Below are 22545 nucleotides of genomic sequence, written 5' to 3' on the forward strand. Positions count from 1 at the left end.
GTTTAGGCAAACATGACGTTCACCTAAATTGTCACAGATTAAATTAGGTATTAATCTCTAAAACGATCTTTCCAATATGGTCACCTTGTTCCATACATGCATGGGCACTTTGTACATCTGAAAAATCATAAGTTTTATAGATTTGCGGTAAGCACTTGCCTTGCTCTAATAACGGCCACACATGTTCATGTAATGACTGAGCAATCTGGGCTTTTTCTTGGCTATTACGTGCTCGCATAGTTGAGCCAGTAATAGTTGCACGTTTTAAAATCAATTTTTGTAAATCAAATTCTTTTGCAATTCGACCGCCCATAAAACCAATAATCACAAGTCGACCATCACGTTTTAATAGATTTAAGTTTTTCGAGAAATATGAACCACCCACAATATCCAAAATCACATCAACACCTTGGTCTTGAGTGTGTTTCAAAATTTCTTGCTCAAAATCTTGGGTTTTATAGTTAATTGCAGTCGTTAAGTTAGAGAGTGCTGCAACTTTATCTTCACTTCCAACTGTAGCAAAAGTTTTAATCCCTAAAGCATGGCAAATCGTTAAAGCTGTGGTCCCAATACCACTTGCACCACCATGAATCAGTGCTGTTTCGTTTTCTTTTAAACGGCCGATATCAAACAGGTTTGCCCAAACTGTAAAGAATGTTTCCGGAATCGCAGCAGCTTGGGTAAATGTTAGATTTTCAGGTATTGGCAATACTTGCGTTGCAGTGACAGCACAGTATTCAGCATAACCACCACCGTTGGTTAAAGCACAAACCTTGTCTCCAACTTTGAACTGTTGCACTTGGTCACCTACAGCAACCACGACCCCAGCGACTTCAAGACCCGGAATTTGCGTAACACCTTTAGGCATTGGGTATAAACCCATACGCTGCAATACGTCTGGACGGTTAATTCCAGCAGCTTTTACCTCAATTAACACTTCATCTGCTTGAGGTACTGGAACATCTGAATCTTGAAGTTTTAAGACCTCAGGTCCGCCGGGAACCGTAATTTCAACAATTTTCATGGTTGTTGGAAGACTCATTGATATGCTCCATGTTTGGTTTATATTTTAAATGTATTGATTTACTTTAATTCATCGAAGATTTAGGTGGGACTCCAAACAGCCGTTTGAATTCTCGACTAAACTGTGAAGCACTTACATACCCAACCTGATAGGCGGCTTCAGCAACACCCATTTGATTATTTAAGATTAAATCACGTGCCTTATGTAATCGAGTAATCTTAATGTACTGTAATGGAGAATAGTTCGTGACTTTCTTAAACGCTTGATGAAAAAGAGAGACACTCATTCCTGCTTGTTTAGCGAGTTCCTGAACCGTTAAATTATGATAGTAATCTCTTTGAATAATTTCACAAATTGTATAAATCACACTATTTCGACTTATCATAGCCGAAAGATTTTCGATTAAATCACGACTACCGGCCTGCAAAACCCGATAAATGAGTTCTCGTTTTATCTGCTCTCCTAATATTGCGGTGTCTTGTTTAGAACGAAGTAAATGCAACAAACGTAAAGCAACTTCAGATATAACAGAGTTCATTTCTATAATATTTAAACCACAGCTGAGCTTTATATCTCTTTTTTCAAGTTCATCTATAGATAACTGCTGCTCTTTGTTCATTTTAGTGGCTAAATCAGCCATCATTTGTGATTCAAATTTAATCGCAATTGCCAGCATCGGTTCATTTTCAACCAATGTATCGCAATCAAAAGGGATAGCGATCGAGATCAGCAAACACTGGCCTTGTTGAAACTGAAAAATATCTTTCCCGATATAACCACGCTTTACACCTTGTATGACTAAAACAATTGAAGGCTCTTGTAATACAGCAACAGGTTGTGTGGAATGATCTACCCTCACAAGAGTGATATTTGAAATATAGGTGGGATATAGCCCTTCTTGAGGAGCTAAATATAAAAAAGCCTCTACCAAACTTTTCATCAGATCATTCTGTTGCATTGCTTTATTTTTTACAGGCTATTTAAGATTTACTATATCAATCAAACTAAAAGGAAAAAGCGTTTCTTGGTAGTACTTTGTATAAATAAGCAAGTTAAAACTATTTTTAGGCATAAAAAAACCTAGAAGATTCTAGGTTTTTTTCACTTAGTCTGACTATTAAGCAGATAAGTTAAAGAACATTGCTGCAATCAAAATAATGACACCGAGCACAATACGGTACCAAGCAAATACGCGTAGCGTATGGCGCTCAACAAAAAGTACCAGTGCCTTTACTACAAATAAAGCTGCAATAAATGCTGCAACAAAACCAACACCAATATTAATCATATTGTCTGAGGTCAACACATCAGCATTTTTAATTAAGTCAAATGTCGCTGCCCCTAACATGGTCGGCATTGCAAGGAAGAACGAAAATTCTGTTGCGGCTTTACGTGATAAACCTGCAAACATCCCGCCTACAATTGTCGCACCTGAACGAGAAGTTCCCGGAATCATCGCAACACATTGAGCAAGACCGACTAAAAGTGCCTGCTTAAACGTGATTTTTGTCGCATCTAGTGTTTTATGCTCAAACTGTTTAGATTCAACCCAGAAAATAATGAGTGCACCGACAATGAGGGCAATCGCAACCACAATTGGGCTAAACAAAACACTTTTAATAAAATCGACAGCTAAAACGCCAATAATCACTGCTGGGAAAAAAGCAATTAATACACTAAAAGCAAAATGACGCGACTCTACATCGCCACTAAAGAAGCCTTTAATCAAGTTAATAATTTTTTGTCGATATAACCAGCACACTGCCAAAATAGCACCTAACTGGATCACTACTTCGAATACACGACCACCATCTGAATGGAAATCGATAATATGACCAAATAAAATCAAATGGCCAGTACTGGAAATTGGTAAAAATTCAGTTAAACCTTCAACAAACCCTAGAAATAGTGCTTTTATAACTTCAAAATTTTCCATCACTTGCTCAAAAAGTTAATCACTAGAAAGGTCTAAAAATTTGTTTTATATCATGGATAAACCAACACTTTGGCCTAATTCATGTTCAATATCAGATCATTTCTAGCATTTTGGTTATTGCCTTTAATTAAAGGCCGATTATTTAAAGTGCAATAATGTATCACATCATTATGACAAACTTAGGTTAACTATCGTAAAAAGATAAAATCTAATCAATAACAAATCGTCTTCTAGTTATAAATAAAAGCTCTCACGCTCAAGCAATCCAACAAACCATCTAAAAACATCAAATAAACATGATATTATTTCAAGCATATGTCATTTATATTTAAAATTTAAACAGAATGAAAAATACTAAAATCAACGCACGTCATCTGATTATCGATCTCTTTCTTTCCTCTGCGTACCCTCAGCTGAGTATTAAACAAATTTTGGTGGCAGCCAAACTGTTTAACTTAAGTGAAAATGGTATTCGAGTTGCGACAACTCGTTTGTTAAATGAAGGAATGATCGAAAGCGTAGAACGCGGAATCTATCAACTTTCACCTTCTACGAAAGATTGGGCAAAAGTAATTCTCAATCGTAAAAATGGTATTAAACAAACTAAAGAATGGCAGCAACATTATATTGCTGTGTTTACAGGCACACTGGGTCGTATAGACCGAACTGCTCTAAAAAAACGTGAACGTGTACTGCGTCAATTTGGTTTTAAAGAATTAGAAACAGGTATTTACATCCGCCCAGACAATTTAGCTTATAGTTTTGAAAAAACCTGTGAGGAGCTTGTTTTAGCTGGACTAGAGAAAGAAGCAAAAATTTGTATTATTCAGCATTTCGAACCCTCAACGCTTAAGCAAATTTTTTCTTTATGGGATACCAAACAACTCGAAAAAAATTATGAAATGTATAGTCGAGATATCACACACTGGCTTGAAAACTATACTCATCTCTCCTTAAATGATGCAGCAGTTAAAGCCCTTCTTTTAGGTAGGGAAACGATTGCTTTACTCATGAATGACCCTCTATTACCAGCACCATTTGTAAATGAGTCTGCGCGTAATCAATTTGCTCAAGATGTACAACAGCTAGACGCAATCGGCCAAAAACTTTGGAAAAAAATATATGAACAAGAATTAAATCTATAGTCATCTGATTTATTTTTTTACAAACAAATATTTCACTTTTTAAATTTTTATGACTATAGTTGTAATATAAAATATAGATACCGAACTCTAATTTGGGAGAATAAAAATGAATACACAGGTAAGTGTTACGGACCTATTTAGTAGAGAAGAAATACAAGAGCTTACAGAACCTTCAGATGTCTATGGTGCTTGGGCTGTTGCCAGTACATGGGCTGTTATTGGTGGAACATTCGCTAGCTTAATCATGATGTGGGACTACTTACCGAGTTGGGGTAAATTATTAGCATGTATGCTTGCCTTAGCAATCTTGGCTGGTCGTCAGTTATGCCTCGCAATTTTAATGCACGATGCGTCTCACAAAAGTCTGTTCAAAAATAAGAAAATAAATGATTTCGTAGGTGAATGGCTATGCGCCCGCCCAATCTGGAATGATCTTCAAAAATATCGTGTACACCATGTTCGTCACCATGCAAAAACCTCTACTCCAGATGATCCAGATCTTTCTTTAGTTGCTGGTTTTCCTGTCAGTAAAAAGTCTCTGACTCGTAAATTCTTACGCGACTTAACAGGTATGACTGGATTAAAGTTTAGCTTAGGTCGAGTTTTAATGGATCTGGATATCATGAAATGGACTGTTGCCAATGATCAAATCTGGTTAGACCGCAGTCATAAAAATTTCGTTGACTATGCAAAGAGTATTGCAAAAAACAGTACGGGCGCTATTGCAACCAATCTGGCACTTTATGGTGTTCTAAAAGCATTTGGTCAGCAACGTTTTTATTGGTTATGGCCTCTGGCTTATTTAACCCCATTCCCACTTTTTTTACGTATTCGCTCTATGGCAGAACATGCTGGTATGCAAACCAGCAATACTGCTTTAACCAATACTCGAACAACCAAAGCTGGGTGGATCGCGAGAAGCTTTGTGGCCCCTATTCATGTCAATTACCATATGGAACATCATTTAATGGCGTCTGTTCCATATTTTAAATTACCGCGTATGCACAAAATATTAAGAGAACGTGGGCATGTGCCCACTCCACCGAGCTATTTTGAAGTAATTCATACACTTTCATCAAAACAAGAGTTAACAAATTAAAATAGGGTTAGAAGACCACTTTCAAATTTGTGGTCTTCTTGATTATTCACTTATATCTAAATTTTTTAGTTTTAACTGAGTTTGATAATACTTCGGTGTTACACCCATCCAGCGCTTAAATGCACGAGTGAAATGGGGTGTATCGGCATAGCCTAAACTTAAGGCCACAGTTTCAATTGATGTTGCACTATTTTCTAAAAGATTATGCGCATGTTCTTTTCGAGTTAAATCAACTAATGCTGAAAAACTTGTATTCTCAGTTGCCAAATAACGCTGTAGGCTCCGCTCTGACATATTCATCATCTGAGCGACTTGCTTAACTTTTAATATTTCCCCCTGACTATTCATCAATAATTTTTTAATTACGTGGCTAATTTCTGCTTTCCATCCGCTGCGTAACTTCAATTTATCGATATCTTTTTTACACTGTGCTTTTAGTAAAGGTGCAAGCATCGGGTCGGCTGTTAGGATAGACTGCGATAAATATTCTTTTGGAAAAATCCAGACATTCTGTTTTTCATTAAATGAACAATTTACACCCAATTCGGCTTTTAGTTTTGAAAAACTGAGGGGTTCAGACATATTTAACTTAACGGTACCTAAAGAAGATAATCCTGTTAGATGCTTCGCAATTTGAACAAAACCTAATAACAAAAAAATAGTAGCATTTAGACTCAACTGAAAAGCTTTCAAAGGCTGGCGTATAGACCAGTAAATATAATCTTGTTCTTGTTTTAACTCTGGCTTAAATGCATCACAACGTGATCCAATAAATTGTTCAAGTGTTTTTAGGGCTTCTTCTAAATTTGCACAGACCATGGCCGCCATACCCACCGAACCATAACAAGATGCTTTCATTTCCAAAGCCAAATAACCCGCCAATGCTGGCTCATGAGTGAGTTCAATAGCATGTTCAAGAAGTTTGTTTAAAGCATTAAATTCAACATACCAATAGGGTTTGGTTAATTGTTCTAATGTTATGCCACTTCCATCTAGAAGCTGATCACCCGAGATATTCCAGCGCTTAACCATATCAACTAATAAATTAATATAAGTTCCGGGTAATTCTGGATTCATGCGTGATCCATTAGCAATCATAATTGTGGCGTCAAATGGTAAAAACTGTCAGTTCATGAACTATGCCACGTTTTTAAATTGATGCATAGTTGTTCAAAGCGGAATCTACTGAATCGCGCTAGACAGCACAATTTCTGAAAAGAATACAGGTCACCTTATGAATATCCTGATTGTTCATGCTCATCCAGAGCCACAGTCTTTTACAGCATCATTGAAAACGACAGCCCAGCAAACCTTTAAAAAGCTGGGTCATCATGTAGAAGTTTCTGACTTGTATGCAATGCAGTTCAACCCTGTAGCTTCTAAAGAGGATTTTTTAGAGCTCAATCAGCCCGACTATTTCAACTACGCATTAGAACAGCGTAATGCCACCAAGCAAAACCTTCTAGCACCTGATATTCAAGCGGAAATTGAAAAGGTAAAACGAGCAGATTTGATCATTTTAAACTTTCCTCTTTACTGGACCTCTGTCCCAGCAATTTTAAAAGGATGGATTGATCGCGTATTCGTTTCAGGACTTTTTTATGGCGGAAAACGCTTTTATAACCATGGTGGTATGGGGGGTAAAAAAGCAATGCTCTGTTTAACACTGGGCGGTAGAATGCATATGTTTGGCGAGAACTCTATTCACGGACCAATAGAGCATTATCTATCACCTATTCAACGCGGTACCTTAGCTTATACTGGCTTTGAAGTTCTTCCACCATTCATTGCCTATCATGTACCTTATATTAGCCAAGAAGCACGAGAAACCATTCTTGAGGACTATATAACGTACCTTACTCACCTCGACCAGCTCGAACCTTTAAAGTTTCCCAAACTTGAAGAATTTGATGAAAAGTTATATCCCCTTTAACGGTTTGTTTTAACTCTAAAACGGAATAATTGTATTCATACTTTTAATTTGGTTCATTCTTTGTATTTTAGCCGGTTAAACTTATCTGCTGAAAACACCTAAAAATTGATCAAATGGTAAAAAATAAATACTGATTTATGCTCTATTTTAAATAATATAAAATGGAATCAATAATATACACATGTAGAGAAACTAGACTTATCCAGTAAAAATGATAACCAATACTCACTTCATGATCAATCAACTCATATTTTTACAAAAAAATCTTTGACCATTTTTCTTGGATTTTTGACAAAAATGTCATAAATACATGGCTTATTACTAATAGATTAAAAATATAAATATCAATTATTTAAAATATTTTAATAATGTAAAAATTTCTCCACATTTCATTCTTTATTGACTTTTTTTGTATAAAAAATGAGTACTCCCCAGTTCATATAACAGATTTACTCTTAGTGTAATTATGCTATTTTTGTTACATGGAGTTATCAAAGCTTTGAAACTTGTAATTAAAAGCTTTGAAGGCAACACAGTTTAAACGGTTTAACTCTGTTACTTTTAAAAAAATGTCTTGAAGTTCAAGGAAAGATTAAAATGAAATTAAAACATCTGAGCACTGCAATGATTTTGGCAACGCTGCCTGCAACTGGGGTTTTCGCAGCAGCTTTGGATCGCTCTGGACAGTCAATGTCTGCATTCTTACAACCAGGTAATTACTTTGAAGCAGGTATTTCTGTTTTAGACCCAACTGTAGAGGGTAAAGAAGCAGGAACAAGCGCAACACGTCGTAATATTGACGATATGGGTAATGATTACTACTTCCCAAGTGCTGCATTAAAACTACAACTTAACGATAAATTCTCTTTTGGTTTACTCTATGACCAACCATTTGGAGCAGATGCAGAATATTCAGGTAACAACGTATTCGTTTCGAATCCAGGCACTGATACTGTTTTATCAGCAGCAGCTGTTGATGGCATCGTTACTAAAAAAAGCAACGGACATTTTGAAAGCACAAAACGCACCTATTAATGACCAAACTTTAGCATTAGTAAAAGGTGAAGTTTTAGCAAGTAAAGAATTCAAAGCTTTAGCTGATGCACTTGCTGCGGCAAATAATTATTTGGGTAATGGTGGAACTAAAGTTAAAGTTGATACACAGAACTTATCTTTTGTATTTGGTTATCAACCAACTAAAAACTTCAACTTTTACGCAGGTCCTGTATTACAAACAGTTAAAGGTAATGTAAGTTTACGTGGTCAAGCTTATAGCCTTTATAATGGCTATGATGCAAATATTAAAGAAACTACAGGCGCTGGTTGGTTAGCAGGTGCAGCTTATCAAATTCCTGAAATTGCGCTTAAAGCATCTGTGACTTATCGCTCTGAAATTGACCATAAAGTGGATATTAATGAAAATCTATCTTTATTAAACTTCCCTGGTCTTACTTCAGTACTTACTGGTTTAGATGTTCCAGCATCTAAACTTCAAGCAATTAATACATCTGGTAAAACTACAATTACAACACCACAGTCTGTTAACCTTGATTTACAAACAGGTATCATGGCGAACACTGTTGCATTTGCTAACGTACGTTGGGTGAACTGGAAGGATTTCTCAATTCAACCATATAAATTTGGTAAAGTTTCAGAAGCTGTGGGTAATCTTGTTGGTCGTCCGAACGGTTTTAATTTAGTTGAATATGCTGATGATCAATGGTCTGTTAATGCTGGTGTAGGTCGTAAGCTTAATGAAAAATGGGCAGGTAATGTCTCTGTAGGTTGGGACTCTGGTGCAGGAAACCCTGTAACTACATTAGGCCCAACAGAAGGTTACTGGAACGTAGGTTTAGGTGTTCAATATAGCCCTACCCCACAAACCTTCATTGCTGGTGGTGTAAAATACTTCTGGTTGGGTGATGCTAAAGCACAAACTGGTGCTCAAGCTGGTAGCGATCAATATGTTGCAGAGTTCTCTGACAACAACGCGATCGCTTATGGCTTAAAACTTGGTTATAAATTCTAAGTTTAAAAATTATCACATATAAAAAAAGGCGCTTAAAGCGCCTTTTTTTATTGTCCATTCTTAAGCAGGAATATTACGCTGCGAAACTGAACGGATTGCTTCTTTTAATGCATCATAGCCATGAATTGCTGGGAACTGAGGGAACTCAGCAATGACATTTGCAGGTGCATCAAATAAGAAGCCATGATCAGCTTCACCAAGCATGGTTGTGTCGTTATATGAATCCCCTGCCGCGATTACACGGAAATTTAAACCGTGAAGTGCTTTAACTGACTCACGTTTTTGATCTGGTTGACGTAGTTTATAAGCGGTGATCATTCCTTCTTCATCTGTCTCTAATTTATGACAGAAAATTGTTGGCCACCCTAATTGCTTCATTAAAGGATGAGCAAACTCATAGAAGGTATCTGACAAGATCACAAGTTGGAAATGAGTACTTACCCATTCAACAAACTCTTTGGCACCTGGTAATGGCCCCATCTCAGCAATCACTTCTTGAATGTCATTTAGGCCTAAACCATGTTGTTTTAAGATATTCAGACGCTGAGTCATTAAAACATCATAATCTGGAATATCACGAGTTGTTGCTTCTAGTTCTTTAATCCCTGTTTTTTTTGCGAAATTGATCCAGATTTCAGGAACTAAAACCCCTTCAAGATCTAGGCATACGATTTCCATGAATGCTTCCAACGTTGGTTAAAAATTGCTGTATCATACCATTAAGATTTTCAGTTTTGCGTTGTTATTGATCAAATCAATTTTATTCATAAGGATCGAAATTAAAGTGCTAAGCAATTTATTTACTATCCTTTAGAATATTTTTCATAACTCAATGCGCCCAAGCCTTTTGCCAGGAACACCCATGACCGTTATTCCGACTATTGATATTGTTGATGCTCTCGCAGCTGAATATGCAGCTAAAAGCCCACGCGAGATCTTAGAACTTGCATTAAGCCAACAAGGTGAAATCGCAATTTCATTCTCAGGTGCAGAAGACGTCGTCTTAATTGATATGGCTTCACGTTTAGGCAAACCTTTCCGTGTTTTTAGCCTTGATACCGGACGCTTGCATGCTGAAACTTACCAATTTATTGAAACTGTTCGTAAGCATTACAATATTAATATCGAAATTTGCTTTCCTGAATCTGAAGCTGTGCAAAGCATGGTGAATGAAAAAGGCTTATTTAGCTTTTTTAAAGATGGGCACCAAGAATGCTGTGGTATTCGAAAAGTTCAGCCTTTGCGTAAAAAACTTGCAACCTTAGATGGCTGGATTACAGGCCAACGTAAAGATCAAAGTCCGGGTACACGTACCGAAATTCCTGTCGTACAAGCTGACGCAGGTTTCTCTGGTCCAGACAAACAACTCATTAAATATAATCCGCTTGCGAACTGGTCTAGCGCCGAAGTATGGAGTTATATCCGTATGATGGAAATTCCATATAACCCTCTACACGAGCGTGGTTTTGTTTCTATTGGCTGTGAACCATGTACTCGTCCAGTACTTCCAAACCAACATGAACGTGAAGGACGTTGGTGGTGGGAAGAAGCAACACAAAAAGAATGTGGCTTACATGCAGGCAACTTAAAAAAATAGTCTGGTATAAAAAAAACCACTGATGAATCAGTGGTTTTTTTTACAGTTATATCTCGTACACAAAGTCATATTTAATCTGTAATAAACGCTATATACTAAATTTTACGGTTCTATAATTCTAATAAGAGCTCAGTTAAGGGCTTCTTAGAAAAAAGCATGAGGCACAACAAGTTATGCGTCCATTACACCCTATTGATTTTATTTTTCTATCACTAGAAAAAAGACAACAACCGATGCATGTTGGCGGATTGTTTTTATTTGAAATTCCTGAAAATGCCCCTGAAACTTTTGTACGTGATTTAGTAGAAGAAATTCGCCAATCAAAAAGTATTCCTGTCCCTCCCTTCAATAACCGTTTAAATGGTTTATTTTGGGATGAAGACGAAGAATTCGATATTGATCACCATTTCCGTCATATTGCTCTACCTCATCCTGGTCGAATCCGTGAGTTACTGGTTTATATTTCGCAACAGCATAGTTCTTTAATTGACCGAGCAAAACCGCTTTGGACGTGCGACATTATTGAAGGAATCGAAGGAAATCGTTTCGCGATGTACTTTAAGATTCATCATGCCATGGTAGATGGCGTTGCAGGTATGCGCTTAATTGAAAAGTCTCTATCCAAGACCCCACAAGAAAAACATGTAGTTCCCCTTTGGTGTGTAGAAAGTAAAAGAACAAAGCGCTTAAAAGTGCCAAAACCAAGTACCAGTAAAATCAAAAGTATTTTGGGAGGCATCAAGTCACAACTTGAAGTTACACCTAAAGTCATGCATGAGTTATCACAAACCATTTTTAAAGAAATGGGGAAAAATCCCGACTATGTATCGACTTTTCAAGCTCCAGTTTCAATTTTAAATCAGCGTGTAAGTGCTTCACGTCGCTTTGCAGCTCAATCATTTGAATTAAGCCGTCTTAGAAAGATTTCTAAAGCACTTTGTGTAACTATTAATGACGTCGTGCTTGCTGTGTGTTCGGGTGCGTTACGTGAATACCTGATTAGTCATAACAGTTTGCCTAAAAAGCCTCTTATTGCCATGGTTCCTGCTTCACTACGCACAGATGATTCTGATGTGAGTAACCGCATTACGATGATTCTAGCGAATTTGGGGACTCATAAAGACCAGCCTTTAGAACGACTCGAAATCATTCGTCGTAGTATGCAAAATTCGAAGCAACGCTTTAGCCGCATGACTGCAAATGAGATTTTAAACTATAGTGCTGTGGTTTATGGTCCAGCAGGTCTAAACATCATGTCTGGGATGCTTCCTAAGCGCCAAGCGTTTAATTTAGTGATTTCTAATGTACCAGGCCCACGTGAGCCACTTTATTGGAATGGTGCGAAATTAGATGCGCTCTACCCAGCTTCTATTGTCATGGACGGGCAAGCACTCAATATTACGATGACGAGCTATCTAGATAAGCTTGAAGTAGGTTTAACAGCATGTCGAAATGCTTTACCTAAAATGCAAAACCTTCTAACTCATCTTGAAGACGAGATTCAACGTTTTGAAGAGATTATTGAAGAGAAACAACTAAAACATCATTCGGTTGGTTAAGAAAAACTAAGGGGCTTTGAAATGGCCCCTTATTTTTTAATTGTGCGGCACTGATTAAGTAACTGATGACATACTGAACGAATCATTGCAGTTGTGATCGGTACTTCTTTACCTTGGTCATTCAACATATAGCAGCTATTTACTGGCGTGCTTTCTAAAACATGTTTAAGACCGTTGCTAATTAAGTTTTCACTTACATTCATGGGTTATACCTCTTATTGTTTGCTAAGACGTTTTAAATAGGGAGAACGTCTAGGGCTACTGTATGTAAGTAGTATTTAAAATTCATGAATGAAAGTAAAATTTCAGTTGTAACAAGGATTAAGCGATATCTTGTTACAACTTTAACTTAAAATGATATCGTATTGCTCTTGCGTATATAAATTTTCAACCTGAAATTTAATAACTCTGTTGATAAAATGCTCTAAATCAGCCACTGCTGGGGCTTCTGCAGTTAATAATCGGTCAATCACCGATGGATGCGCAACAACAGTAAAGCCACTCGTAGACTCGAAAGCACGGGTATAACGTAATATCTCACGAAATATTTCGTAACATACTGTCTCTGCTGTTTTGACAAAACCACGTCCTTGACACGTTGGACACGACTCACATAACAAGTGCTCGAGTGATTCTCGCGTCCGTTTACGTGTCATTTCTACCAAACCAAGTTCAGACACCTGAGTAATTTTGGTTTTCGCATGATCGCGTTCAAGCATTTTTTCAAATTGACGCATCACCTCTTCTCGGTGAATGGCTTCTTGCATGTCAATAAAATCAATAATGATAATACCGCCCAGATTTCTTAGTCTGAGCTGACGTGCAATAACCTGAGTCGCTTCCATATTCGTCTTAAAGACTGTGTCTTCAAGACTACGACCACCGACATAAGAACCAGTATTCACATCAATGGTAGTCATGGCTTCAGTCTGGTCAATCATTAGATAACCACCAGACTTTAGAGCAACACGGGTTTGTAACGCTTTTTGAATATCTTCTTCAACGTTATAAAGATCGAATAATGGGCGTTCACCTGGATAATGAATCAAGCGACTTTGCATATTCGGTACAAACTCATCTACAAATTCACGGAGTTTTCCATGAATCTCTCTCGAGTCGACATAAATTTTTGCAGTTTCTTCACTTGCTAAATCACGAATAATTCGTTGTGGTAGCGGTAATTCTTCAAAAATTAAGGAAGGTACTGCAACGTCAACTTGCTTACGCTGAATGTATTCCCATAGCTTACTGAGGTAACACATATCCTGCGCAATCTCAGCATCATCTACGCCTTCAGCAGCAGTACGTACAATCACACTCCCCGGTAGATTGTGCTCTGCCTGAATACCTTCGATGATATTACGTAAACGCTCACGTTCTTCTTCTGACTCGATACGCTGAGAAACCCCGATATGATTACCATATGGCATGAGAACTAAATAGCGAGAAGGAATTGAAAGATCTGTACTCAGGCGGGCGCCTTTTGTACCCAGCATATCTTTCATAACCTGAACGGTAAGCGTTTGTCCTGGATGAAGTAATTCAAAAACGTTAGGCGTTGGTTGAGAACGAGGCCAAACCATATCATTAATATGTAAAAAGGCTGTTCTAGATAAACCGATATCAACAAAAGCCGCTTGCATACCAGGCAGTACACGAACAACTTTACCTTTGTAGATATTACCGACTAAACCACGTTTAACTGTACGTTCTACATACAGCTCATTAACAGTTCCATTTTCGATTAATGCCACCCGACACTCCATAGGCGTGACATTAATAAGTAGTTCTTCTGACATACATAAACTCAAAGCATTATAAAATTTTTATTAAAGAGTCAGAGAGACTGTTAACGTAGCTTTGTCCACTATTCATCGACAATGCAATTCAATCAAGAATTATCAACAACCCCTTATGTCTTCACTCTTTTGAATAACTGTGAAAATTCATACAAAGGAAGTCCTACCACATTACTATAACTTCCTTGAATTTTGGGAATATATTGCGAAGCAATTCCTTGAATTGCATACGCACCGGCCTTCCCTACAGGTTCTCCTGTGGCCCAATAGTCTTCCATATCTTGTGTAGTTAAGGCCGCAAATTCAACTTGTGTTTGCACCACCTGACTCAAGATTTGCTGCTGTGTCGCAATACAAATTCCGGAAAACACATCATGCCAACGGCCAGATAATTGTTTCCAAATTTCAAAGGCATGCTGTTTTGAGTCAGGTTTACCAATAATCTGACCATCAAGCCCAAGACTTGTATCGGCAGCAATAACCACAGCATCTGGAAAAATATTTAATACGGCTTGGGCTTTTTCTCTAGCTAAACGCTCAACATATTGATAAACCAGCTCACCGTCATGAACAGATTCATCAATATCAGGGCTATAAATTTCAAAATCTAAACCCAACTGCTGCAACAACTCTCTCCGACGCGGAGAACTGGAAGCTAAAACTAAATGCGCCATTTTGCTAAACAATAATAAACTACTGGCCAAGTTAGAACACTGGTCATTAATGGTTGCCAATGGCGAGCAATTGAGAAGTGAGTACCTCCCATGGTTTGGGTCACCCACATAAAGGCTAAATGAGCAATAATAACCAAAGTGGCAATTGTCCATAAATTACCGAAAGTCAAAATACGACGCTCGCGTATTAAAAACCGGGTAACAAAGGTAACAATAACAAAGCTCAGTGCATTTAGTCCTAATGGAGCATCAAGTAGTAAGTCTGTAAAAAGCCCCATACCAAATGCAAACCATACTCCACACCATGTTGGTTGGCAAACGACCCAAAACAACATGATCATAAGCATGAACAATGGTCGCCAGCCAGAAATATCGTAGGACAATGGGTAAACCATGAGTACTGAACCCACGATTACAGAGAGTATAATTACCCATAATGGATCATTACGCTTCTCACGTTTCAATTTAGCGATCGGCATATGGCTGCTCCTTCGCTAATGAGTCTGAGAAAAGTACAATAACATGATGCCCCGTTGCGAGCTGAGCAGCTGGAGTAATATCAATTTCCGCAAACTCACCTGAATTATGACGGCGAATTTTAGCTACTGTACCCACTGCGTAACCTGCTGGAAAATGCTCACCTAAGCCAGAACTCAATACTTTATCGCCAACCTGAATATTTGCACTGGTTGGAACATATTCCATTTTCAAGCGACCTAAATCGCCAGTACCAGAAACAATCGCCCGCATACCTGTACGCTCTAGACGAACAGATAGTGAATGCTCTTTATCAGAAAGTAACATCACACGTGAACTATGAGGATACACATTAATGATTTGCCCCATAATCCCTTTATCATCCAGAACCGTTTGACCAACCTTGAGGTGATCCATTGAACCACGGTTAATAATGATGATATGACGCAGCGGATCGGCATCTGTTCCAATTACTTCAGCAATTTCCATACGACCATCAATAATTAATGGTGTATCAAGTAAGCCGCGTAATCGGGTATTTTCAGCAGACAGTTCTGACAGCTTCTGCAAACGAACCTGAGCTTGTAACAGCTCGGCCTGCATTGCAGTGTTTTCACGGCGAAGTTGTGTTTCAGATTTAGTTTGTTGATTCAGCCATTCTCTCGACAGTACCGGATAACTTGCAAGCGCATAAATTGGGTTATATGCAGCGTACAAGACATCCCTTGCTGGCTGAATTACATAAGGCATACGCCAATCAAAGAAAAGCACAACCAAGCATGTAATGACCGCAATAATGAACGAGCGGAAAGATGGCGGCTGTCTTGAAAAAATATTCGGTTGCACCGCCTAATCCTTAAACTTAACCGACGAAAAGCATGTCATGGTTCGGGTTGTCGAAGAATTCTAATACTTTACCACCACCACGGGTTACACAAGTAAGAGGATCTTCAGCCACAACAACTGGTAAACCAGTTTCTTGAGCTAATAATTTGTCGAGATTACGAAGTAACGCACCACCACCTGTCAACACAATACCGCGCTCAGCGATATCTGAAGAAAGTTCAGGAGGAGTTTGTTCAAGAGCTGATTTCACCGCGCTTACAATGCTTTGTAATGGGTCAGAAATCGCTTGAGTAATTTCGTCAGAAGTTACAGTAATTGCACGAGGCACACCTTCTGCAAGGTTACGACCACGTACTTCAATTTCTAATGTCGTACCATCAGAAACAGCCATACCTACTTCTTTCTTAATAATTTCAGCTGTGGTTTCACCAATTACGCAACCGTGAGCTTTACGAACATAATTAATGATTTGCTCATCAAATACATCGCCACCAATACGTAAAGAATCAGCATAGACACAACCTTGCAATGAAATAATTGCAATTTCAGTTGTACCACCACCAACATCCACAACCATAGAACCACATGCTTGTTCAACTGGCATACCCGCACCAATTGCAGCCGCCATCGGCTCTTCAATTAAGCGCACATCACGGGCACCCGCATTAAATACGGCTTCACGAATCGCACGACGCTCGACCAAAGTTGATTTACATGGTACACATACAACTACACGAGGTGCAGGTGGGAACAAACGTTTTTCGTGAACTTTACCAATGAACTGATTCAGCATGGTTTCAGTCACTTCAAAGTCTGCAATTACACCATCTTTCATTGGACGAATTGCAGAAATATTTGCAGGCGTACGGCCTAACATTTGTTTCGCATCCAGCCCTACAGCAGCAACAATTTTTTGTGAACCACTGTGACGAATTGCCACAACTGTTGGTTCATTTAATATAATGCCGCGGCCTGGTGCATAAATAAGTGTATTTGCTGTACCTAAATCAATGGCTAGATCCGGCGAAAACAAGCCAATTAGTCGTTTTAGAATCACGGTTCGTTCTCAGTTAAACTTTCATGTGGATGCAAGGTGGCAACTTTAAACTAAATGTGATGATTTGAACAAGTCAATCGCTTATTATAACGCACGATATTTTGAAAATTTTTAATACTGATTAGGTGATGTTATGTCTACATCGGATGCACAGCATTCAGCAGATTTAAATGCACAAACAGTTTCAGCAATCGCCAATCTTGCTCGATTGTCGCTCAATGATACGCAATCTGCTGAATATGCTCAAAGTCTAAATAAAATTTTAGGCATGATGGAAACCTTAAAAGGCATTGATACGGAAGGCGTAGAACCTTTGAAGAGTCCTTTTGACAATCCTCAACCTTTACGTGCTGATGTGGTAACTGAAAGTAATCATCGAGATGAATACCAAGCTGTTGCACCTGCAACTCAAGATGGTTTGTATCTTGTTCCTCGCGTGATTGAATAACTTTTAGTCAATTAATCCATCTTCCCAATTTTGAATGTAAAGAAATTTTACTCATGACTGATTTACATCGCTTATCAATTCGTGAACTTGCTGAAGGCTTAAGCCAAGCGAAGTTTTCATCTCGCGAATTGACTGAACACTATTTAAAACGTATTGCTAAAATTGACCCACTGGTAAAAAGCTACGTGACGGTTACGCCTGAGCAAGCGCTTGCTGAAGCCGACGCAGCCGATGCAGCTTTAAAAGCCGGTAATGCAACCGCTTTAACGGGTATTCCACTTGCTCATAAAGATATCTTTTGTACCAAAGGCATTAAAACCACTGCTGGTTCAAAAATATTAGACAACTTCATCTCTCCTTACGATGCAACTGTTGTTGAAAAAACTAAAGCAGCTGGTCTTGTCACTTTAGGTAAAGTGAACATGGATGAGTTTGCGATGGGCTCAACTTCTGAAAGCTCATATGTTGGCGCAACAAGTAACCCATGGGCGCTTGACCACGTTCCTGGTGGCTCATCTGGTGGTTCTGCTGCGGCTGTAGCAGCTGATTTAGCACCTTTTGCTACAGGTACCGATACAGGTGGCTCAATTCGTCAACCTGCCTCTTTCTGTGGTTTAACAGGCTTAAAACCGACCTATGGTCGTGTATCTCGCTTCGGTATCATTGCTTATGCATCATCTTTAGACCAAGCGGGCCCAATGGCACGCTCAGCTGAAGACTGTGCTTACCTGATGAACGTAATGGCAGGTCACGATGCAAAAGACTCAACTTCGGTTAAAAAGGAAGTTGATGACTACGTTGCAAACTTAAATGGCATATCTGTAAAAGGTTTACGCATTGGTATTCCTAAACAGTACTTTGACGTTGCAGGCTTAGATGCTGACGTAAAAGCACGTGTTGAAGAGTCTTTGAAAGAGCTTGAAGAAATGGGTGCAACACTTGTTGAGATCGATCTCAACATGACTGAAGCCTATGTACCAACGTATTACCTCATTGCGCCAGCAGAAGCATCTTCTAACTTGTCTCGTTATGACGGTGTTCGCTATGGCTACCGCTGTGAAAATCCAGCTGACTTGATGGATCTTTACAAACGCTCTCGTTCAGAAGGTTTTGGTCCAGAAGTTCAACGTCGTATCTTAATTGGTACCTATGCACTCTCTGCGGGTTATTACGATGCTTACTATGTGAAAGCACAAAAAGTACGTCGTTTAATTCAACAAGATTTCTTAAAAGCATTTGAAAATGTAGATGTGATTGCGGCCCCTGCTGCTCCAACAACTGCATATAAGATTGGTGCGAACTTAAGCCCAACTGAAATGTATTTAGGCGATATCTATACACTTGCAGTGAACTTGGCAGGCTTACCAGCGATTAATGCTCCTGTTGGTTTTGATAAAGACAGCTTACCTGTAGGCTTACAATTAATTGGTAACTACTGGTCAGAATCACAATTGTTGTCGATTGTTCATCAATACCAACAAAACACCGATTTCCATACTCAACGTGCGGCAATTGCTGAGGAGAATGCATAATGGCTGAAGCTCAAAAGTTGAAACTGATTGACGGTTGGGAAGTCGTTATTGGTATCGAGATTCACACTCAGCTTGCAACCAATTCTAAAATTTTCTCAGGTTCATCGACTGAATTTGGTCAAGACCCAAATACACAAGCGAGCCTTGTAGACTTGGCTATGCCGGGTGTATTGCCTGTTTTAAATGAAAAAGTAGTTGATCTTGCAATTCGCTTTGGTTTGGGTATCGATGCTTACATCGACCAAGCATCTGTGTTTGCACGTAAGAACTATTTCTACCCTGACTCACCAAAAGGCTATCAAATTAGCCAGATGGACAATCCGATTGTGGGCTTGGGTCACATCGACATTCAACTTGAAGATGGTACGACTAAACGTATTGGCGTAACTCGTGCCCACCTTGAAGAAGATGCTGGTAAATCTGTTCATGATCAATTTGAAGGTATGTCTGGCATTGACTTAAACCGTGCTGGTACACCTTTGCTTGAAATCGTTTCTGAACCCGACATGCGCTCGGTTGAAGAAGCGGTTGCTTATATCAAAGCGATTCACACGCTGGTACGTTGGTTAGGTATTTCTGACGGTAACATGGCAGAAGGTTCATTCCGTGCGGACTGTAACGTGTCTTTACGCCGTCCGGGCCAACCTTTTGGTACGCGCTGTGAGCTTAAAAACCTCAACTCATTCCGTTTCATTGAGCAAGCGATCAATGTTGAAATTGAACGCCAAATGGAAATTTTGGAATACGGCGGAAGTATCGACCAAGAAACTCGTTTGTTCGATCCAAACAAAATGGAAACGCGTTCAATGCGTTCTAAAGAAGAAGCGAACGATTACCGCTACTTCCCAGATCCAGACTTGTTACCAGTGATTATTGCAGATGAGCAAATCGAAGCTGCTCGTGCTGCGCTTCCAGAGCTTCCTGCTGCACGCCGTGCACGCTTTATTGCAGACTTTGGTGTAACTGAGTACGATGCTCACGTACTTACGCTCTCACGCGAAATGGCGGACTTCTATGAGGCTGTTGTAGCAGCTGCTGGCGGTGCGAAGCAAGGTAAAGTGTCTGCAAACTGGGTAATGGGCGAATTCTCAGGTGCTTTAAACAAAGCAGGCCTAGATTTGGCTGAATCACCTGTTTCTGCTGAACAGCTTGGCGGCATGATTGCACGTATTGTTGACAACACCATTAGCGGTAAAATTGCTAAACAAGTCTTTGGCTTTATGTGGGAATCGGAAGGTAAATCTGCCGATGACATTATTGCGGAAAAAGGCTTAAAGCAAGAAACTGACACAGGTGCAATTGAAGCGATCATTAAAGAAGTACTTGCAGCCAATGAAAAAATGGTTGAAGAGTACAAGTCTGGTAAAGAGAAAGCCTTTAACGGTCTTGTTGGTCAAGTCATGAAAGCTTCTAAAGGTAAAGCTAACCCTGCTCAAGTAAATGAATTAATGAAAAAATTGATTGGTTAAACTGATCCAATTTTTAGAAAAACCCGCTTTAGAGCGGGTTTTTATCTATTTTGAAATGCAATGAATCCACAATAATTTTTAAGCTAAAACTATGCTGAACAGGTTACTCATGATAAATAAATTACTTATTACGACCTCTTTATTGTTAATGAACTCGACACTTTTTGCTCAAACAGTTCAAGTTCCAAAGAGTGAAGTAGCATCTATTTTTAAAGCTGCAAACTTCAAAAAAACAAAACATGGCTGGAAAGGTAACTGTGATACTGGTGAAATTATTATTTATAAAGATTTAAATGGTGATGGTCATAAAGATGCAGTTATTCAAGATAGTAGCAGTATGTGTTATGGCAATACAGGGGTTGGCTACTATATTGTTTCACAGCAAAAAGACGGTCGATGGAAAAAACTCTTTGGCAACTCTGGCCTTCCCACCTTTTTGAAAACTAAAGGCAAAGATGGCTGGCCTGATATTGAAAATGGGGGACCAGGCTTCTGTTCTGCTATTTATCGATGGAATAGTCAAGAATACGTTGTAAACCGTCATGAATATGAAGGTAAAGCTTGTGAGTTATAAAAAGCAGACCCCATAAATTTAAAAGCCTCTATTTATCGAGGCTTTTTTTATATCACTTACGAAACACTCTTCGACTAAAGAATGAGCTTTTTTCTAAAAATCACACTACCGTTATGCTAATTTAAATTAAAAATAGAAATCACTTATATTTTAAAAAGAGAGATAAATCATGTCTAAAAAGATTTTAATGTTAGTCGGTGACTATGCTGAAGACTATGAAACTATGGTTCCATTTCAGTTCTTAACAGGTTTAGGTTATACCGTGCATGCTGTTTGCCCGAATAAAAAGAACGGTGACCATATTACGACAGCTATTCATGATTTTGAAGGCGAACAAACTTATAGCGAAAAACGAGGCCACAACTTTGCAATTAACTATGATTTTGATGCCGTTAATACCGAAGACTATGTAGGCCTAGTCATTCCGGGTGGTCGTGCACCAGAATATTTACGTATGAATGATCGCGTTGTCGAAATTGTACGTGAGTTCGATCGAGTGAAAAAACCAATTGCAGCCGTATGCCATGGGGCTCAGTTACTCGCAGCGGCTGACATTTTAAAAGGCCGGCTATGTTCTGCTTATCCAGCATGTGCTGTCGAAGTAAAACTCGCAGGTGGTCAATATGCAGATATTGCTGTAACTGATGCTGTTACAGATGGACATTTAGTAACTGCACCAGCTTGGCCTGCACATCCAGCTTGGTTAGCTCAATTTGTGAAAGTTTTAGGCGCTACGATTACGATCTAAAGAGATCTCTTTATCCCGTATACAATAAAGCCTGCACTTAAATAGCAGGCTTTATTATCAAAATAGAAAACTAGATTTTTATCTTGTAATTCCCAGCTTATTCCAAATCTCTGGTGTTAAAAACGTTGTCACCAATTTGTTTAGGTCGATATAGCGTAATGTACCCTGCAACTGTTGTTTAACGGCTGGGTCTTTAACAATATCTTCACCAGCACTCTGACCTAACTGTTGGAAAGCTTCTCCAACTGCCTTCACACCTTCTGCCTTAATCACAGCTTTAGTTTGGGTAGAACATTGCTCTACAATCACGCGTTGTAAAACCTGAGCCAGTTTTTGGTCTAACTGGTCTTTTTGCTCAGGTGTTACATTACTAAATGCTTTTAAATCGGGATGAGCTGCTAAAGCCGTAAATGTCCACTGAAGCACTGTAGTTTTATCTGAAGCTGTTGTCGCTTTAACAAGACAATCACTGAGCTGATCGACCGTTGGACCCGCCATTGCAATTTGTGTTGTGCCAAGTACAGCCGCCGCCACACATATTGAACGACTCAGATGTGAAAACTTATGGCGAGCAATAGCGTAAAGATGACGTGACATAG

At 38.9% G+C, this 22545-nt stretch carries 22 protein-coding genes and 1 pseudogene; 11 read left to right on the forward strand and 12 right to left on the reverse strand.

The genetic code is table 11. From position 1 onward, the window contains the following. Positions 1-43: 43 nt before the first annotated feature. The 3 genes from B554_RS0105210 to B554_RS0105220 form a co-directional block, all read right to left on the reverse strand. The gene (locus B554_RS0105210) at positions 44-1042 is read right to left on the reverse strand and encodes an NAD(P)H-quinone oxidoreductase (protein WP_019457219.1); all 999 of its coding nucleotides are present in this window, start codon (positions 1040-1042) and stop codon (positions 44-46) included. Between the two features lie 46 nt (positions 1043-1088). Continuing rightward, the gene (locus tag B554_RS0105215) at positions 1089-1982 is read right to left on the reverse strand and encodes an AraC family transcriptional regulator (RefSeq protein WP_019457220.1); all 894 of its coding nucleotides are present in this window, start codon (positions 1980-1982) and stop codon (positions 1089-1091) included. Between the two features lie 159 nt (positions 1983-2141). Further along, positions 2142-2960 carry an undecaprenyl-diphosphate phosphatase gene (locus B554_RS0105220; protein ID WP_017393864.1) on the reverse strand — a complete coding sequence of 273 codons (819 nt, stop codon included), beginning with the start codon at positions 2958-2960 and terminating at the stop codon, positions 2142-2144. Positions 2961-3304: 344 nt separating this feature from the next. Between B554_RS0105220 and B554_RS0105225 the strand changes: the two genes are divergently transcribed. Together B554_RS0105225 and B554_RS0105230 are read left to right on the forward strand one after the other, a co-directional pair. Then, positions 3305-4105 carry a PaaX family transcriptional regulator C-terminal domain-containing protein gene (locus B554_RS0105225; protein ID WP_019457221.1) on the forward strand — a complete coding sequence of 267 codons (801 nt, stop codon included), beginning with the start codon at positions 3305-3307 and terminating at the stop codon, positions 4103-4105. Positions 4106-4211: 106 nt separating this feature from the next. Beyond that, on the forward strand, positions 4212-5204 hold the full coding sequence (locus B554_RS0105230) for a fatty acid desaturase family protein (RefSeq protein WP_019457222.1): 993 nt from the start codon (positions 4212-4214) through the stop codon (positions 5202-5204). A 42-nt stretch (positions 5205-5246) separates the two neighbouring features. Here the strand turns inward: B554_RS0105230 and B554_RS0105235 are convergent, their stop codons facing one another. After that, a complete protein-coding gene (locus tag B554_RS0105235; protein WP_019457223.1) occupies positions 5247-6281 on the reverse strand; it encodes an AraC family transcriptional regulator in 1035 nt (344 codons plus the stop codon). A 157-nt stretch (positions 6282-6438) separates the two neighbouring features. Between B554_RS0105235 and B554_RS0105240 the strand changes: the two genes are divergently transcribed. Then, positions 6439-7137, forward strand: a complete 699-nt coding sequence (locus B554_RS0105240) for an NAD(P)H-dependent oxidoreductase (protein ID WP_019457224.1) — start codon at positions 6439-6441, stop codon at positions 7135-7137. A 597-nt stretch (positions 7138-7734) separates the two neighbouring features. Then, a pseudogene (locus tag B554_RS18515) lies at positions 7735-9166 on the forward strand (OmpP1/FadL family transporter). 60 nt (positions 9167-9226) lie between these two features. Here the strand turns inward: B554_RS18515 and thrH are convergent. Beyond that, positions 9227-9844, reverse strand: a complete 618-nt coding sequence (gene thrH / locus B554_RS0105255) for a bifunctional phosphoserine phosphatase/homoserine phosphotransferase ThrH (RefSeq protein ID WP_017400224.1) — start codon at positions 9842-9844, stop codon at positions 9227-9229. A gap of 184 nt (positions 9845-10028) precedes the next feature. Here thrH and B554_RS0105260 point away from each other — a divergent pair, with 184 nt between their 5' ends. Both B554_RS0105260 and B554_RS0105265 read left to right on the forward strand, forming a co-directional pair. Next, the gene (locus B554_RS0105260) at positions 10029-10763 is read left to right on the forward strand and encodes a phosphoadenylyl-sulfate reductase (protein WP_019457225.1); all 735 of its coding nucleotides are present in this window, start codon (positions 10029-10031) and stop codon (positions 10761-10763) included. A gap of 173 nt (positions 10764-10936) precedes the next feature. Continuing rightward, the gene (locus B554_RS0105265; protein ID WP_019457226.1) at positions 10937-12322 is read left to right on the forward strand and encodes a WS/DGAT/MGAT family O-acyltransferase; all 1386 of its coding nucleotides are present in this window, start codon (positions 10937-10939) and stop codon (positions 12320-12322) included. Positions 12323-12351: 29 nt separating this feature from the next. On the opposite strand, the gene B554_RS0105270 is transcribed toward B554_RS0105265, so the two are convergent. The 6 genes from B554_RS0105270 to B554_RS0105295 all read right to left on the reverse strand — a co-directional run bounded on the left by B554_RS0105270 (position 12352) and on the right by B554_RS0105295 (position 17175). Beyond that, the gene (locus B554_RS0105270; protein WP_002116397.1) at positions 12352-12525 is read right to left on the reverse strand and encodes a PA1571 family protein; all 174 of its coding nucleotides are present in this window, start codon (positions 12523-12525) and stop codon (positions 12352-12354) included. Positions 12526-12666: 141 nt separating this feature from the next. Continuing rightward, entirely contained in the window at positions 12667-14121 is a 1455-nt protein-coding gene (gene rng, locus B554_RS0105275) for a ribonuclease G (RefSeq protein ID WP_004705812.1), read from the reverse strand. A 113-nt stretch (positions 14122-14234) separates the two neighbouring features. Then, on the reverse strand, positions 14235-14795 hold the full coding sequence (locus B554_RS0105280) for a Maf-like protein (RefSeq protein WP_004705811.1): 561 nt from the start codon (positions 14793-14795) through the stop codon (positions 14235-14237). Then, positions 14783-15274 (reverse strand): rod shape-determining protein MreD, encoded by a 492-nt coding sequence (mreD, locus tag B554_RS0105285; protein WP_004705810.1) that lies wholly within the window; start codon positions 15272-15274, stop codon positions 14783-14785. The genes B554_RS0105280 and mreD overlap by 13 nt, the downstream gene beginning before the upstream one ends. After that, on the reverse strand, positions 15261-16118 hold the full coding sequence (mreC, locus tag B554_RS0105290) for a rod shape-determining protein MreC (protein ID WP_004705808.1): 858 nt from the start codon (positions 16116-16118) through the stop codon (positions 15261-15263). The genes mreD and mreC overlap by 14 nt, the downstream gene beginning before the upstream one ends. A gap of 16 nt (positions 16119-16134) precedes the next feature. Beyond that, complete coding sequence (locus B554_RS0105295) at positions 16135-17175, reverse strand: rod shape-determining protein (protein WP_000601379.1); 1041 nt, start codon at positions 17173-17175, stop codon at positions 16135-16137. Positions 17176-17308: 133 nt separating this feature from the next. Between B554_RS0105295 and gatC the strand changes: the two genes are divergently transcribed. From gatC to B554_RS0105320, 5 genes are all read left to right on the forward strand, one after another. After that, entirely contained in the window at positions 17309-17623 is a 315-nt protein-coding gene (gene gatC / locus B554_RS0105300) for an Asp-tRNA(Asn)/Glu-tRNA(Gln) amidotransferase subunit GatC (RefSeq protein WP_000107699.1), read from the forward strand. 53 nt (positions 17624-17676) lie between these two features. Next, positions 17677-19155, forward strand: coding sequence for an Asp-tRNA(Asn)/Glu-tRNA(Gln) amidotransferase subunit GatA (gatA, locus tag B554_RS0105305; protein WP_019457227.1), 1479 nt, complete (start codon positions 17677-17679; stop codon positions 19153-19155). Further along, entirely contained in the window at positions 19155-20624 is a 1470-nt protein-coding gene (gatB, locus tag B554_RS0105310) for an Asp-tRNA(Asn)/Glu-tRNA(Gln) amidotransferase subunit GatB (protein WP_019457228.1), read from the forward strand. Before gatA ends, gatB begins: the two co-directional genes overlap by 1 nt. Before the next feature lie 109 nt (positions 20625-20733). Then, complete coding sequence (locus tag B554_RS0105315; RefSeq protein WP_025465099.1) at positions 20734-21198, forward strand: hypothetical protein; 465 nt, start codon at positions 20734-20736, stop codon at positions 21196-21198. 169 nt (positions 21199-21367) lie between these two features. Further along, the gene (locus B554_RS0105320; RefSeq protein WP_019457230.1) at positions 21368-21946 is read left to right on the forward strand and encodes a DJ-1/PfpI family protein; all 579 of its coding nucleotides are present in this window, start codon (positions 21368-21370) and stop codon (positions 21944-21946) included. Between the two features lie 78 nt (positions 21947-22024). Here B554_RS0105320 and B554_RS0105325 read toward each other — a convergent pair whose 3' ends face one another. Further along, complete coding sequence (locus B554_RS0105325) at positions 22025-22543, reverse strand: hypothetical protein (RefSeq protein ID WP_004705802.1); 519 nt, start codon at positions 22541-22543, stop codon at positions 22025-22027. Positions 22544-22545 lie beyond the last annotated feature (2 nt).

Source organism: Acinetobacter sp. GG2 (assembly GCF_000292385.1).
Lineage (GTDB): Bacteria > Pseudomonadota > Gammaproteobacteria > Pseudomonadales > Moraxellaceae > Acinetobacter > Acinetobacter seifertii.

Coding starts and splice junctions, on each gene's coding strand:
- B554_RS0105230 (WP_019457222.1), top strand. CDS start 4,212: ATGAATACACAGGTAAGTGTTACGGACCTATTTAGTAGAGAAGAAATA.
- thrH (WP_017400224.1), bottom strand. CDS start 9,844: ATGGAAATCGTATGCCTAGATCTTGAAGGGGTTTTAGTTCCTGAAATC.
- gatC (WP_000107699.1), top strand. CDS start 17,309: ATGTCTACATCGGATGCACAGCATTCAGCAGATTTAAATGCACAAACA.
- gatA (WP_019457227.1), top strand. CDS start 17,677: ATGACTGATTTACATCGCTTATCAATTCGTGAACTTGCTGAAGGCTTA.
- gatB (WP_019457228.1), top strand. CDS start 19,155: ATGGCTGAAGCTCAAAAGTTGAAACTGATTGACGGTTGGGAAGTCGTT.
- B554_RS0105270 (WP_002116397.1), bottom strand. CDS start 12,525: ATGAATGTAAGTGAAAACTTAATTAGCAACGGTCTTAAACATGTTTTA.
- B554_RS0105240 (WP_019457224.1), top strand. CDS start 6,439: ATGAATATCCTGATTGTTCATGCTCATCCAGAGCCACAGTCTTTTACA.
- B554_RS0105280 (WP_004705811.1), bottom strand. CDS start 14,795: ATGGCGCATTTAGTTTTAGCTTCCAGTTCTCCGCGTCGGAGAGAGTTG.
- B554_RS0105265 (WP_019457226.1), top strand. CDS start 10,937: ATGCGTCCATTACACCCTATTGATTTTATTTTTCTATCACTAGAAAAA.
- B554_RS0105225 (WP_019457221.1), top strand. CDS start 3,305: ATGAAAAATACTAAAATCAACGCACGTCATCTGATTATCGATCTCTTT.
- B554_RS0105220 (WP_017393864.1), bottom strand. CDS start 2,960: ATGGAAAATTTTGAAGTTATAAAAGCACTATTTCTAGGGTTTGTTGAA.
- B554_RS0105260 (WP_019457225.1), top strand. CDS start 10,029: ATGACCGTTATTCCGACTATTGATATTGTTGATGCTCTCGCAGCTGAA.
- B554_RS0105320 (WP_019457230.1), top strand. CDS start 21,368: ATGTCTAAAAAGATTTTAATGTTAGTCGGTGACTATGCTGAAGACTAT.
- rng (WP_004705812.1), bottom strand. CDS start 14,121: ATGTCAGAAGAACTACTTATTAATGTCACGCCTATGGAGTGTCGGGTG.
- B554_RS0105325 (WP_004705802.1), bottom strand. CDS start 22,543: ATGTCACGTCATCTTTACGCTATTGCTCGCCATAAGTTTTCACATCTG.
- B554_RS0105215 (WP_019457220.1), bottom strand. CDS start 1,982: ATGCAACAGAATGATCTGATGAAAAGTTTGGTAGAGGCTTTTTTATAT.
- B554_RS0105210 (WP_019457219.1), bottom strand. CDS start 1,042: ATGAGTCTTCCAACAACCATGAAAATTGTTGAAATTACGGTTCCCGGC.
- B554_RS0105315 (WP_025465099.1), top strand. CDS start 20,734: ATGATAAATAAATTACTTATTACGACCTCTTTATTGTTAATGAACTCG.
- B554_RS0105235 (WP_019457223.1), bottom strand. CDS start 6,281: ATGAATCCAGAATTACCCGGAACTTATATTAATTTATTAGTTGATATG.
- mreD (WP_004705810.1), bottom strand. CDS start 15,274: ATGCCGATCGCTAAATTGAAACGTGAGAAGCGTAATGATCCATTATGG.